Annotated in this window: 14 protein-coding genes; 4 read left to right on the top strand and 10 right to left on the bottom strand. The window is 55.3% G+C overall.

Annotation, left to right across the window (positions count from 1 at the left end; genetic code table 11):
- Positions 1 to 3: 3 nt before the first annotated feature.
- Positions 4 to 3,447, bottom strand: a complete 3,444-nt coding sequence (locus G9Q73_RS10750; RefSeq protein WP_177419789.1) for a DUF748 domain-containing protein — start codon at positions 3,445 to 3,447, stop codon at positions 4 to 6.
- Positions 3,448 to 3,816: 369 nt separating this feature from the next.
- Between G9Q73_RS10750 and G9Q73_RS10745 the strand changes: the two genes are divergently transcribed.
- Both G9Q73_RS10745 and G9Q73_RS10740 read left to right on the top strand, forming a co-directional pair.
- On the top strand, positions 3,817 to 5,508 hold the full coding sequence (locus G9Q73_RS10745) for an Ig-like domain-containing protein (protein WP_177419788.1): 1,692 nt from the start codon (positions 3,817 to 3,819) through the stop codon (positions 5,506 to 5,508).
- A gap of 208 nt (positions 5,509 to 5,716) precedes the next feature.
- A complete protein-coding gene (locus tag G9Q73_RS10740; RefSeq protein WP_246345189.1) occupies positions 5,717 to 6,574 on the top strand; it encodes an SPOR domain-containing protein in 858 nt (285 codons plus the stop codon).
- A 17-nt stretch (positions 6,575 to 6,591) separates the two neighbouring features.
- Here G9Q73_RS10740 and G9Q73_RS10735 read toward each other — a convergent pair whose 3' ends face one another.
- Both G9Q73_RS10735 and G9Q73_RS10730 read right to left on the bottom strand, forming a co-directional pair.
- Complete coding sequence (locus G9Q73_RS10735) at positions 6,592 to 7,470, bottom strand: carbohydrate kinase family protein (RefSeq protein ID WP_369408877.1); 879 nt, start codon at positions 7,468 to 7,470, stop codon at positions 6,592 to 6,594.
- A 38-nt stretch (positions 7,471 to 7,508) separates the two neighbouring features.
- Positions 7,509 to 8,450, bottom strand: coding sequence for a LysR family transcriptional regulator (locus G9Q73_RS10730; protein WP_177419785.1), 942 nt, complete (start codon positions 8,448 to 8,450; stop codon positions 7,509 to 7,511).
- 172 nt (positions 8,451 to 8,622) lie between these two features.
- On the opposite strand from G9Q73_RS10730, the gene G9Q73_RS10725 reads away from it, so the two are divergent.
- The gene (locus tag G9Q73_RS10725) at positions 8,623 to 8,943 is read left to right on the top strand and encodes a potassium channel family protein (protein WP_177419784.1); all 321 of its coding nucleotides are present in this window, start codon (positions 8,623 to 8,625) and stop codon (positions 8,941 to 8,943) included.
- Between the two features lie 9 nt (positions 8,944 to 8,952).
- Positions 8,953 to 9,291, top strand: coding sequence for a pentapeptide repeat-containing protein (locus G9Q73_RS10720; RefSeq protein WP_177419783.1), 339 nt, complete (start codon positions 8,953 to 8,955; stop codon positions 9,289 to 9,291).
- Positions 9,292 to 9,502: 211 nt separating this feature from the next.
- Here G9Q73_RS10720 and tatC read toward each other — a convergent pair whose 3' ends face one another.
- The 7 genes from tatC to G9Q73_RS10685 all read right to left on the bottom strand — a co-directional run.
- On the bottom strand, positions 9,503 to 10,609 hold the full coding sequence (gene tatC, locus G9Q73_RS10715; protein WP_246345187.1) for a twin-arginine translocase subunit TatC: 1,107 nt from the start codon (positions 10,607 to 10,609) through the stop codon (positions 9,503 to 9,505).
- Between the two features lie 7 nt (positions 10,610 to 10,616).
- Complete coding sequence (gene tatB / locus G9Q73_RS10710; RefSeq protein ID WP_177419781.1) at positions 10,617 to 10,949, bottom strand: Sec-independent protein translocase protein TatB; 333 nt, start codon at positions 10,947 to 10,949, stop codon at positions 10,617 to 10,619.
- 39 nt (positions 10,950 to 10,988) lie between these two features.
- Positions 10,989 to 11,234 carry a Sec-independent protein translocase subunit TatA gene (tatA, locus tag G9Q73_RS10705; RefSeq protein ID WP_177419780.1) on the bottom strand — a complete coding sequence of 82 codons (246 nt, stop codon included), beginning with the start codon at positions 11,232 to 11,234 and terminating at the stop codon, positions 10,989 to 10,991.
- 150 nt (positions 11,235 to 11,384) lie between these two features.
- Positions 11,385 to 11,702, bottom strand: a complete 318-nt coding sequence (locus tag G9Q73_RS10700) for a phosphoribosyl-ATP diphosphatase (protein WP_177419779.1) — start codon at positions 11,700 to 11,702, stop codon at positions 11,385 to 11,387.
- 14 nt (positions 11,703 to 11,716) lie between these two features.
- Entirely contained in the window at positions 11,717 to 12,097 is a 381-nt protein-coding gene (gene hisI, locus G9Q73_RS10695) for a phosphoribosyl-AMP cyclohydrolase (protein ID WP_177419778.1), read from the bottom strand.
- Positions 12,094 to 12,864, bottom strand: coding sequence for an imidazole glycerol phosphate synthase subunit HisF (gene hisF, locus G9Q73_RS10690; RefSeq protein ID WP_177419777.1), 771 nt, complete (start codon positions 12,862 to 12,864; stop codon positions 12,094 to 12,096). The genes hisI and hisF overlap by 4 nt, the downstream gene beginning before the upstream one ends.
- A gap of 62 nt (positions 12,865 to 12,926) precedes the next feature.
- Positions 12,927 to 13,126, bottom strand: a 200-nt coding sequence (locus tag G9Q73_RS10685; protein WP_246345185.1) for a HisA/HisF-related TIM barrel protein, incomplete at its 5' end; no start/stop codon positions are given.

Raw genomic sequence — 13,126 nt, 5'->3', positions numbered from 1 at the left:
GCCTTAGATCAAAACATCCACACGGGGCGCCGCCTTCTCATCCTTATCCAACTCCGGACGGCATACGGCAGTCCGGCTGGGATCGACAGCATGCTTGTCGACCAGAAAATCCTCCACCGATTCTGCTCTCTGGCGCGCCAGCTCCAGCAACTTCTCGTCTGTGACGGGTTGGGGCTTACGGGGTAACTTGAGTGCCGTTTTCGTCTTTTTGCCCTCTTTTACTCCGGATTTATCGTCTTTTACTGCAACTTTTGCCGCTTCTGCCTTGGCCGCTTCTGCCTTGGCCGCTTCTGCCTTGGCCGCTTCTGCCTTGGCCGCTTCTGCCTTGGCCGCTTCTGCCTTGGCCGCATCAACCTTGGCCTGCCACGCCTCCTGACTTCGACGGTCAAACTCCGCCCGATCCGCTGCGGTGGCAAAACCACATAGCTTAATGGCAATGCCCGGACGTGACTTCAGCACTTCGGCCACCTTTTGCAGATATTTCCGATGTTCACCTTCCAACTCTCCGGAAGCTACTGCAAAAGTAATCGGATCGAGGCGGACCGCTGAATTGCTGCCTGCCAGATGCGTGGCCAGCGCAATCGCCGTTCCGTAGGGGAAAAACGCGGCGCCAAGCGTGACCAGCGCACCCGTCTTGATCGCTTTACCCAACGCAATCGAAATCACATCGCTTGGGTCTATCTGGAGATTACCCATCTCCCCGGAGACGGGGATATTCAATACGATATTGTCGTTTTTATCCTCCAGTATGCCGAGGGCGGTATCCAGGGGCATGGAGATCTTTGCAGTGAGTTTCTGCGCCTTTTCGTCACTCACCGGAGAAACCTCAAGCCTGTTGATTTCAATCTTGTTGTCCGCCGCAATCTGTCCCTTGTCGAGATTGAAGTCCATGGTCAGATCCAACTCGCCGCTATCTATCATGTAACCTATGGTGTCTCCTGAATAAGCGGAGACCTTAGGCAGCTCAAACGCATCGATCTCACCTTTAATATGACCGCTGGGAGGACGATAAAAAGGTGTGTACTCAGCATCCAATGTGAGACGGGAGTGCCTGCCAAGATTGGCTTTAAGATTGAGACTGGTCAGCTTCTCCGGTTGGGTACTGTCTATTCCCTCTACCTCGAAAGCTTCGATGATTGTCGTCATTGCAAAGGGGGGATCGACATAATCATCCCGCACATGGATTTTATTCTCCCCCTGCCAGACGATCTGATCGATCACAATCGGCAGCGGCATTTCGACAGCCCCCTCTGTTTGCGGTTCAGACTGCGCCGGTTTTTCTTCGGTCTCCTCCAGTTTCTTCCCGGCCTCCTGAAGCGAGACCGCGGGCTGTGCTTCAGCCTCGGCCTTGGCAGCCTCCCCTGTCAACAGTTCAGTCATCACTGCCTGAAAGGCGACCACGTTCCAGTGACCTTTGGAGGATCTTCTCAGGGTCTTTTCAATGCCCTGTTTTTCGATCTGTTTTATGACTAATCCGTCCTCCATCGAAAATGACCAGTCGCGGAGATGGATCGATTCAGTGAACAGGATACGCTCCCCCTTCTGCTCGACCGGCGCAGAGAGTTCCAGCCCTTTGAAAGCGGTCTCCGCCATAGCCAGGCGGTTACCCTCGGTTATGGCCACCTCCGTCATCTTCAGCTGCTCCAGGGCAAGCAAGACCACTTGACTGCGGGTGTCGCGAAAGGTGATGCCATCGAGTTGTGAACTACCCTCTGCAGTGACAGCCGGCGCTTCACCGCCGGTCTGCAGCGCAAAACGGCCATTCCACTCAAACTGCTCATTGGTTAGCGCCATTCCAGGATCAGGCAGATTTCCCTCAAATGATTTCAACCCCAGGCGGCCATCGGTTGCCAATGTCATGGCAGCCATATCAGGGTCAGGTTGATCCAGAGAAAAATCCCCTGACCAAAGCACCTCCGCCAACTGCACCGCCCCCTGCGGAATGGAGAGGTCCATCCCATCCACCCTAAGATCGCTGTGATTCGAGAGCTGCAGTCCCCCCGCCTCATTTCTGTCCATCTTGAATCGCAGCTTGCCGAGCTTCAGGGCAGCAACCGCAATCTGTGCCTGTTGTTCACCCGCATGGTTGATCAACAGGTGACCCAGATCCACATCCCCCTCGACCTTGAGTGCCTGACCTTTTAGCGTCACTTCACCCTGCCAGTTGATCTTCTCCAGCGAGAGGGCATTTTGCGGATCAGAAAGCTGCAGCTGATTCGTCATCACCTTGGCCCGATTGGAGAGTTCAAGCTGCCCCGCCTTATCGATAACGAGTTTGAGATCCAAACCGCTGATCTCTACTGCCTCTGTAGCCACTTCTCCCAGATCAGAGGCACGGCCATCCATTTTTGTCTGCTTTAATCCAAGATCGCCAATCACCTGCAGATGCAGGCCCTGAGTACCCTGAGTCAGTTGAACCCTTCCCTTCCAACGGGTTGCACTGCTCACTATCTTCATTTTTGGCTTGGGCAGATCCACCTGGGTCAATTGATGGTTGAGACTGCCGTTCATATCCAGTTCCAATCCCGCCGCAGAGGACCAACCACCCTGCATACTACCGTTCCACCGGGTCGACTTATCAGTCACCTCAACCCAAGGGGTCTGCAGCTGGAGAGCATCCGTGCCCAGGTTGCCATCGGTACTCCAGTGGAATCGACCTTCCGGTTTAAGTTCGACTTTGAAGGCGCTATCGATGGTTAGCTGGCCCTTTAAGCGTGGCACCACCCCCGTGACCAACGCCTGTATCGGGTCCAGTAAAATCTGCTCCAGTCCCAATTGCCCGGCAACCCAGGGCTCATCAACGAACGGTCTGCTCTCTCCCGTTAGCTTCAGAGGCGCCTGGTTGAGCTTGCCGGTCAGGCTGAAACGGGCACTGTGTTGTGGCTCCCAACTCATTAAATCTTCAAGCTGGAGACTATCGATCTCCAGTTCGCTGTTAAAATCGTCGTTGGTGTACATGACCGTCGTGTTGACGATCTTCAACTGATCAATCGCAAATCCCCAAGGCTCTCCCTCTCCGCCCATAGCCTCACCGCCAAGTGTGCGTATCACGATACCGCCCAAATGCACCACGCCCTCCGCCTTCTGCTCCATGCCGAGCTGCAGGCCATCGATTTCAACCATGCGAAGCCGGACGCGGCGACTGAAGAGGAAGTGCCAGACTATCTCAGCGCTGCAGTGCTTCAACTCCACACGTCGTTCCCCCTCGCCTATAGCGGAGAGTCCACGCAGATGGAAACGGCCGCTAAAGGGATTGAAATCGACATCCTCGATCTCCACCTTTCGCATCCCACTATCAAGAAAATAACTGCTGATACCCATTTGTATGCCAAACGGGATAAAGACGAGTACACCGATGATGAGCAGCGTGAACCCACCCGTTACAGCCAAAAAACGCCTCGATTTCAGCCTGGCGGTTATGATTTTTATTAGCGAGTCAACGGTCATGTAACATTTCCTTGTCTGCCAATGAAAGAGTGGGACAAAATACGCCTGTCACTCCTTCTCTAGTCTATACCTTCCCAAAGATCAGAAGTACCTTCCCGTCGCCATCAGAATTCGATCAAACGAAACTCAATCTAAGGTGTGGAAAGGTGAATATCGTTCCCCACCTGCACGGTTTTATTTCCCAGAACACGAAGATATAAGTGGGGTTTTTACCCATTTCGGGACAAATAACGTGAACCTGATCTCACTTCTTCGGGGGATGCAAAAATGCGTGCGTCGATACCGGAAAAAGTGTGAACTGGCGACTGAAGAAGTCCCGCTGTGGCACCGATATCCTGGGTAACGGAAATATAATCAACGGGTGCAGCCATGAAAGCCTTACAAAACATCTTCGCAATGGTACTTAGCGGAATCCTGGTTACCGCTTGTGGTGGAGGTGGCAGCATCAGTGAGACAACCACTTCCAATAGGGTGGAGTTCGGCGGCAGTGTAGGCGACGGGCCTGTGGTGGGTGCCACCGTGACTATCCGCAACCACAACTTCGAGGTCATCTCCTCCACGACCAGCGACATCCAGGCCAACTTCTCTTATGTCGGCGAGATCGCCGATGAGCAGTTCCCTCTGATCATCGAAGCCACTCTTGGTATCGACCTGGTAACCAATGCACAGCCAGACTTCACCCTCACCGCAGTGGTCATGGATCGCAGTCAAACCCGCATCAACCTGAACCCCCACTCCACCATGATCGTGAAGACCGCCCTGGCCATGTCGGGTGGACTTAACCTCGCAAACCTCAACAGCGCCCGTGAAGCGGTAATCACCAAGATGAACTTCGGCCTCGACACCGCTCTGGTAACCGACCCGATCACCAACGATATCAACGACAACAATGTTGCAATGATTACCAAGGCCAGTGAAGTCTTCGGTGAAATGGTACGCCGTGCCAGCTACTGGATCGGCAACAACATCGATGAAGATGCAGTTTTCGCCGCACTGGCAGCCGATTTGATCGATGGGGCACTGGATGGTGTTGGCGGACCAGGCACCAACGCACGCTATACCGCCATCGCCCATGTAGTTTCCGCCCAAGTACTGATCGAAGCCATGCTCAATGATCTGCAGGTCAACAATAGTTCCGCCACCCTGGCGCTGGACAACGCTATCGAGCAGATCATGGGTAACGCGGGCATCGCCAACCGCTCCACAACCACTGTGACGATCAATGACCTGATGATTGAGCAGGCCAAGTTTGCACTGGCTGCTGCCCGGGCCATCGATCCGAATGTTAACTTCGATAACCTCCTCACCGTTCTCTTCAGCCTGGGCAGCGATGTCTCCACTAGCGTGGTCTCCCAAGGTTTGGGCGATAACGGCATGAACAGCAGCGTCACTATTTCAATCGACCAGTCCATCTCGCTTGCCGCCAGCAGCAACACCAGCGGCGTCAGCGACATCAACGTGGCCGCCAACAGCCTGGTCAGTATCAATACCGATGGCGGCAACACTGATGGTGGCAGCACCGATGGTGGCACAACCCCAGCTGACCACCAGCCAGTGGCTCAGGCAGATAGCGCCTCCACCATTGAGAATTCCGCCGTCACCATCAATCTGTTGAGCAACGACAGTGGCCTTGAGGACGGTCCGGTGACTCTGACCGTCTCCGGCAGCGCCAGCCACGGTACTCTGCAGGTGAACAGTGACGGCACCGTGACCTACACTCCTGCAGGTGGCTACCGCGGCGTGGACAGCTTCATCTATCAGGTCACTGATGCCGATGGCGACTCGGCAACCGCCAGCGTCAGCCTGACCGTGAATTGCCTCAGCCAGTGCAGCTCTACCGTACGCATTGCCTGGAATGCAAGCACCGGCGCGGATGTGGCAAGCTATAACCTCTATCACCGGACCAGCAGCGGCAACTATGGTGACCCGATTGCAGTCGGTAACGTCGTCATCCACGACCTGGATGTCGACGGAGTAGGCAACCACTATTTCGTAGTTACCGCTGTCAATCTCGGTGGCCACGAGTCAAGCTTCTCCAGCGAAGTCAGCGTGCAACTCTGATTCAATCCTCCCTGGACAAGGATGTCTAATTTACGCCGGTCACTCCAACCGGCGTTTTTTCGTGATATAAAGCCCACTTTATCGTGCACGCAGTTGCGCTGCCGAATCATGAAATTAGACTGCCCAGTAACAGATCCATGAAAACCGGCGCCACTGTCGTCTCATCCACTTATCAACAATGACTTCTCTCATCGGCCTGAAACCTTTCTTGATTGTCACTCTGCTCCTGCTGGGGTTCTCTACTGCGACCCGGGCCAACCTTGTAGAGGAGGGTGCCAGACTGATCGAACAGGGCAAAACGGAGCAAGCGCTGCATCTGTTCAAGAAAGCAGCCACCGCAGGGAATAGCTTGGGTGCTTACGGTCTGGGTGTGCTCTATTTTCAAGGCATTGGCGTTGAAACAGATCTGCAAAAGGCGACCCAATGGTTCAGCATTGCTGCCGAAAAAGGCCATGCGCCCGCCCAGTTCAATCTGGGAAACGCCTATCTCAATGGTCGCGGCGCCAAACAGGATATCAACAACGCGGAATATTGGTGGCGCAAGGCATCCATGCAAGGCTATTCCCGGGCGCAGTTCAATCTCGGCTCACTGCTCACCAGCGAAAGGAGTGGTCAGGCCAACCACGAAGAGGGAATCGCCTGGTTCCGTACCGCTGCTTCACAGGGTGAAGAACAGGCAGCACAGAAGCTCGTGGAGTTCGACGAACCGATTGCCTATGATCGGATAACGACCGACTGGCAACGCGAACCACTCCGCAGCGAAAGCCGCCTGCTTACCCTGCCGGCAGAGCACTACACCATCCATTTCCTCTCCGCCAAGACCCCTGAGACCGCAGTCCACTTTGTGCAACAACATAAGCTTCAGGGGAAGGCGCTACTGTTCCGTTTTACAAGAAAAAAGGTGATTTGGACGGGGGTAGTCTTCGGGATCTACACAAGCAGGGCAGAGGCCGCTGCCACCATCGAACGCCTCAATCCATCCCTGAAGAGACTGCAGGCGTGGGTGCGTCCGATAAGGGATATTCAGAAAATCATCCTGGCAGGGGATTTCAGGCGTTCCCAGTAGGCGTACCAAAATACCAATCAGACTTTCCATGTCCTAAGCTGCTGCTGGTAAAAAACGGGATCCAGCACTGTTGCACCCTGCCGGCCGACCAGTGCCGAAGCAAAAGAGTGGGCGCGGAACAATAGGGTTTTGAGATCCCACTGGCGTAGCAGTCCCAGAATGCATACGCTGGCGAAGGCGTCCCCGGCACCCACTGTGTCCACCACGGAAATCTCATCCTGTGGCACAACCACCTCATAATCGCCGAACTGGTTCAGGGCGAAGGCGCCCCGACTTCCCCGAGTCACGATAATGAGTTCCAACGCGTGGTCATGCAGCAAGTTCTCCGCCCGGCTTCGCAAATCTCCCTGGCCCTCGCACAACGTCTTTAGTTCATTCTCATTGAGTTTCGCCCAAGTGCTGCCATCCAGCATCTGTCGCACCGCTTCAGCCTCCCACCAGGGCGGCCTCAGATTGACGTCCAAAAAGACCGGGGCGGGATGACTGATTTTCAAAGACTCCAGGGCAACTTTCGCCTCAGGACGCCTCAGACCCAGACTGCCATGGTAGATCAGTGCCGCATCAAAAGGCGGCATTGCGCAATCCTGGATAAAATCGTAGGCCTGGTCAGCAACAATCTCGAAATCAGGCTCACCCTCTCTGAGGGTTACCTTCACCGTGCCTGTTGGATGGGTGCAATCGCGCTGCAACCCTGCCGCATTCATCCCCCACTGCTGCATAGTGTCCCGAATCCGCCGCCCCGAAGCATCGTCTCCGACACGACTGATCAACAGGGGGGCAGCCCCAAACGCCTGCATATTCCAGGCGACATTGAAGGGTGCGCCACCCAAAACCCGGTTGCCGTCCTCGAAACAGTCAAAAAGCACTTCGCCAAAGATTACCGGTACAGGTTTCACAGCATCACCCGATTCCATCGATAGCAGGTGCAGTATTCCTACCCCGGCCCGGCGTCCAAACTTGCCTTTCCACCAAACACTTCCCGCATGATTTCAAGGAACCGCTTTGATTGAGGTGAAATGAACTTACCGCGTCGCAGCACAATGCCGTAACTGCGATCCGGGAAATATTCCCCGAGGGGAATCTTCACGACCTTTTCATCCCCGGTCAGGCAGAGATCGGTAACGATCGAGATGCCCATGCCATTCTCGACATATCGTTTGATCACCTCCCAGCCTCCCGCTTCCAGGGTGACCTTGTAGCTGGCGTTGTGCTGTTCAAAAACCAAGTCGACCATGCGCCAGGTACTCAGGTGGTGGGGTGGCAAAATCAGCCCGTAGGGACTGATGTCTTTCAGGGTAACCCTCGACTTGCCCGCCAAAGGATGTCCCAGCGGGGTTATCAACGCGGGTCCATAGTTCACAATGGGTTCGTAGGTCACATCGTCCGGCACTTCCAGCATGGAACCGATGGCAAAATCGGCCTCATCAGCGCGCAGCATCGTCATCCCGTCGCGCCCTGTCACATTGTGCAGTTTCAACCGTATACCTGGAAAGCGTTCGGCAAAACGCCGCAACGGCTCCGGCAGGATGTAGAGTATCGTCGACTCCCCCGCCGCTATATTGAGTTCGCCACTCTCAAGCTTGCCGCAAGCAGCGGAAAAGGTCTCCCGCAGCTTGTCCATCCCCTCCACCAGAGGCTGCGCCAACTTGTAGAGAATCGCCCCCTCCGACGTCAGTTTGATCTTTGGACCGCGACGTTCAAACAGCACTGTGTCGAATTCACGCTCCAGCGCCTGGATCTGCAAGGATACGGTCGGCTGACTGAGGTAGATGCGTTCTGCCGCCTCGCTGATGGAACCGGTCTGGGCAGCATGACAAAAAGCGCGCAGCTGCTTCAGGCGGTTTTGTTTGTAGTAGACTTGAGGGGTGGAAGCCATGGGTGCTCCATGAATTTCGCTCAACCAGGGATCGATTTATACCCCACAATAACCAATACAAGATAAAAAAACTATTTGCCTGCACAATAAAACACACTCAACACTTGATTGAAGGTGAGGGTCGGCTTAGCCTGAGATAGCTAAAAGTAACATCAAGAGACAAAAGGACACCATGGAGACAACGCTGCACTTTTTACAGATATTTTTCCAAGCCCTTTTCTATACCGCCCCCATTCTCCTGTTTCACATCATGCTTATCCTGCTTATCGCAACCATCATTGCCAGGAAAGAGCCCATGCCCATCAACTTCGCCATCTACATGTCCTTCATCACTGCATTGACCGTTGGTTACGGTGATTTCACGCCAAAAAAACCCCTGTCCAGATTATTGGCTATTCTTCTTGGCATCATCGGCGTAATTTTTACCGGCATCATTGTTGCGGCAGCCGTCTATGCAACTCAACAGGCACTTCATGCCACGCTGGGCATATAGGAGAGAAACATGCAGAAACCCGAAATAAAGCAGGACGTTATGTATCAGTTACTGCGGGATGAGAAGATAACCGAGTTCAATCAGCGAAGGGCAGATGGAGAGTCCTGCAATCTGCAGCAGGCGGATCTGCGGGGACTGGATCTACGCGAACTGGATGCACGGGGGCTGGACATGCGTGGCGCCTATCTGCGTCAGACAGACCTGCGGGGATTGAATCTGTCGGAAACACAAATGGAGGGAACCAGCATCAACGGAGCAAAGATCTCCGGGGCCTTTTTTCCCAAGGAGTTGACACCGGAAGAGATTTCCCTGTCACTGGTACACGGTACGCGGATGCGCTACCGATAAAGGCCCAGAAGTCTGTCGAAAAAGACAATTTATGTAGGTCGGGTTAGATGCGCATTGCCAAGAACATCAATTCTGTCACTTGGCTCTGCGCGCATCGTAACCCGACGGTGATTTGTCGGGTTACGTCGCACACAGAGCGCCGTGTCGGATTCAAGTTTTTGTGCTCTCGTGCGACTAACCCGACCTACAACTCCGAACGTTTCGCAGCATCCTACGGCGTATCCAACTGGGCCAGGATGTTTCTGGCCACCCGTCGCTGGTCGGCGTTGCCCTCTTCCAGGATCTCATAGAGCAGTTCGCGGGCCTGCTCCACATCGCCGACGTCACGGGATGTCTGAACCTGACGAAACATCTCTTCCACCGAGGGTCCATCGTCCTCATCTTCCTCATCCTCGATGGCATCGAGTTGGGCCTCCATCTCATCATCGGTCAGAGGCACGAAACGATCAGGGTCGATGTGGTCATTCGCAGGGTCTATCTCCGAACCCATTGGTGGCTCAGGCTCGGGGGTTGCCGGTGACGAACCGGCTGTGGCCGCCGCCATCGCAGGCTCGACACCCGCGTCTTCGGCTTCATCCTCTCTCTTGCGCACAAAATGCGCGGAGAAGAAGATGCCTATTTCGAACAGCACCCACATGGGCAGGGCCAACAGGGTCTGTGAGATGATATCCGGCGGCGTCAGAAACATGCCGACAACAAAGGCGCCGACGATCATATAGGGACGTTTGGATCTCAGGCTCTCCGGGGTCGTCACCCCCATCCACACCAGAATAATGGTAGCGATGGGCACCTCGAAGGCGATGCCAAAGGCGAAAAACAGGGTCATGACAAAATCGAGATAGCTGCCCATGTCGGTAGCCATCTCAATCCCTTCCGGCGCAGTGCTGGTGAGGAAGGCGAAGACCAGCGGAAAGACGATGAAATAGGCGAAGCACACGCCCAGATAGAAGAGCAGGGTGCTGGAGACCAGCAGCGGCATCACCAGACGCTTCTCGTGCTTGTAGAGTCCTGGCGCCACAAAGGCCCAGAACTGGTGAAGAATAAAGGGAATAGCCAAAAACACAGCCATCTGCAGAGTGAGTTTAAACGGGATCAGGAATGGATCGATCGGCTTGGTCGAGATCATGGTGCTGCCTTCCGGCAACGCGCTTCTCAACGGATCGGAAACCATGATGTAGAGGTCGTTGGCAAAAGGGAACAGCACCAGGAAGATCGCCAACACCACCAGCACCATGCGCAGCACACGATCCCGCAGTTCGAGAAGGTGGGCGACCAGCGGTTGTTCGGAACTAGGAGTAGCCTGGGAATTGTCAGCCAACGGAAACCTACTTGTCAGTACCGGGGATCTCGCGATCCTCGAGGGTGTTCTTGGCGTCATTCAACGACTTGGAGGCGGAACGTTCGACATCGTAGAGATCTTTTCGGGTATCCTCGATGATCTCCTCCAACGGGTTGGACATCTGCTTTTCGAGGATCTGTTTCAGCTCGTCCGCCTTGATCTCCTTGTCGATATCCGCCTTAACATTCGCCACAAAACGGCGGCCGCGGCCAAGCCAATGGCCTGCGACACGCGCCACCTTGGGCAAACGTTCAGGACCTATGACCACCAACGCAACGAGCGCGATAATACCCAGTTCCCAGAAACCGATGTCAAACATTGTTGGATCTCAAGCTGTCCCAGAGACGGGATAAAGGAATCAGGTCTTGTCTTTCTCTTTGGAGGTGACTTCCCCTTCCACTACAGTGCCGGACTCAGACTCTTCGATCTGTTCGCGCTTCTCACTGGATTCGGCCTTTTCACTGTCAGTCATGGCGCCTTTGAAGCCCTTGACGGCGTTGCCGAGATCAGAGCCGATATTTTTCAACCGTTTCGTGCCAAACAACAACAGAACGATCGCCAGAACAATCAACAACTGCCAAATACTGATACCACCAATACCCATAATCTTCTCCACTCCCCGGTTCAAACCGGATGTCTATCTATCTATTTTCGTTCCGGCCAGAGGAAACCTCGGCCATCGATGCGGGGGATAATACCCCAGTTATGCCCCGGCGGTAAGCACCGCTGTCACTCAGGCTGAATTCCTGTGACACTATTTGCCACGACTGGCCTTCTCCTCCAACCCGGAAAGCCCGAAACGGCGTTCCAACTCCTGCAGCACATCATTTGGCCCCAGACCCTGCTGAGCCAGCAGGACCATGGTGTGGAACCACAGATCCGCAATCTCGTAGATGATCTTCTCCGGCACCCCGTCCTTAGCCGCCATCACAGTCTCAGTGGCCTCTTCACCGATCTTTTTCAGGATGCTGTCCAGCCCCTTGGCGTAGAGTCTCGCCACATAGGAGCTGTCAGGCTCCGCCTGCTTGCGCTCCTCCAGCACCTGGGCCAGTTGTTCCAGTACATCGCTCATCTTTAACTCGCTATTCACCCATATATCTGACTCGGATCTTTCAGCACAGGTAACAGTTCGACCCACTCGCCATCCCGCAGTTCCCGGTAGAAACAGCTGTGGCGGCCGGTGTGGCAGGCGATGCCGCCCTTCTGCTCCACCTCCAGCAGCACTACATCCGCATCGCAATCGACCCGGATCGCGCTGACTATCTGCTGGTGTCCCGACTCCTCACCCTTGTGCCAGAGTCTCTTGCGGGAACGGGACCAGTAGACCGCGTGACCGGTCTCCTGCGTCAACCGCAGAGCCTCCCGATCCATCCAGGCCACCATCAGGATAGTGCCCGTCCCTTTCTCCTGGGCGATAGCGGGCACCAGACCCTGCTCATCCCATTTTATATTGCCGAGCCAGCTCACAGACGGACCTCGACGCCCTGATCCTGCATGAAACGCTTGGCCTCACCAATGCTGTACTCGGCGAAGTGGAAGATACTGGCGGCCAAAACAGCATCTGCCGCGCCCTCTTTCACCCCATCCACCAGATGCTGCAGGTTGCCCACGCCACCGGAGGCAATCACCGGGATCGGCACCGCCTCGGCAATGGCCCGGGTCAGTTTGTTGTCAAAACCGATCTTGGTGCCGTCCCGGTCCATGCTGGTGAGCAGAATCTCTCCAGCACCGTAGTCCGCCATCCTCTTCGCCCACTCGATGGCGTCGATGCCGGTGGGCTTGCGGCCGCCGTGGGTGAAAATCTCCCACTTCAGCGGCTCCCCTTCACCGCTCACCTTCTTTGCGTCGATAGCGATCACGATGCACTGGGAACCAAATCGGGTGGTGGCCTCCCTGACGAATTCAGCGTTGAAAACCGCTGCGGTGTTGATCGCCACCTTGTCCGCGCCGGCATTGAGCATGCGACGCACATCCTCCACCACCCGGATGCCGCCACCCACTGTCAGGGGAATGAAGACCTCCGACGCCACCTGTTCCACCACGTGGACGATGGTCTCCCGATTATCGGAGCTGGCGGTGATATCGAGAAAGGTGATCTCATCTGCGCCCTCTTCGTTATAGCGGCGCGCCACCTCCACCGGATCGCCCGCGTCACGGATCTCCACGAATTTGACACCCTTGACCACGCGGCCGTTGTCCACATCGAGACAGGGTATGATGCGTTTAGCGAGCATGTTGTGTACCTACTGTTTAACCGCGAGGGAGCTTGTGCTTCGCGCCCTTCGCGGTAAAAAAATCAAGCCGTCAACTCATCCGCCAGTCTCTGGCCTGCGGCGAAGTCGAGCGTCCCTTCGTAGATCGCCCGGCCGGTGATGGCGGCGGTGATGTTGGTGGTATCGGCTTTGCACAGCGCCTCGATGTCGCCGATGTTGGTGATTCCGCCGGAGGCCACTACCGGGATGCTGATGGCATTGGCCAACGCCGTTGTGGCCTCCA

Origin of the sequence: endosymbiont of Lamellibrachia barhami, from assembly GCF_011947365.2 — a bacterium.
Lineage (GTDB): Bacteria > Pseudomonadota > Gammaproteobacteria > Chromatiales > Chromatiaceae > QGON01.
The sequence above is the reverse complement of the archived record's forward strand: the minus strand, read 5'-3'. Positions and strand labels throughout refer to the sequence as shown.

What these genes read in the sequence shown, in the direction of transcription:
- G9Q73_RS10700 (WP_177419779.1), bottom strand. Translation starts at nt 11,702, where the DNA reads ATGAGCGATGTACTGGAACAACTGGCCCAGGTGCTGGAGGAGCGCAAG.
- hisF (WP_177419777.1), bottom strand. Translation starts at nt 12,864, where the DNA reads ATGCTCGCTAAACGCATCATACCCTGTCTCGATGTGGACAACGGCCGC.
- G9Q73_RS10725 (WP_177419784.1), top strand. Translation starts at nt 8,623, where the DNA reads ATGGAGACAACGCTGCACTTTTTACAGATATTTTTCCAAGCCCTTTTC.
- G9Q73_RS10750 (WP_177419789.1), bottom strand. Translation starts at nt 3,447, where the DNA reads ATGACCGTTGACTCGCTAATAAAAATCATAACCGCCAGGCTGAAATCG.
- G9Q73_RS10745 (WP_177419788.1), top strand. Translation starts at nt 3,817, where the DNA reads ATGAAAGCCTTACAAAACATCTTCGCAATGGTACTTAGCGGAATCCTG.
- G9Q73_RS10730 (WP_177419785.1), bottom strand. Translation starts at nt 8,450, where the DNA reads ATGGCTTCCACCCCTCAAGTCTACTACAAACAAAACCGCCTGAAGCAG.
- tatA (WP_177419780.1), bottom strand. Translation starts at nt 11,234, where the DNA reads ATGGGTATTGGTGGTATCAGTATTTGGCAGTTGTTGATTGTTCTGGCG.
- tatB (WP_177419781.1), bottom strand. Translation starts at nt 10,949, where the DNA reads ATGTTTGACATCGGTTTCTGGGAACTGGGTATTATCGCGCTCGTTGCG.
- G9Q73_RS10720 (WP_177419783.1), top strand. Translation starts at nt 8,953, where the DNA reads ATGCAGAAACCCGAAATAAAGCAGGACGTTATGTATCAGTTACTGCGG.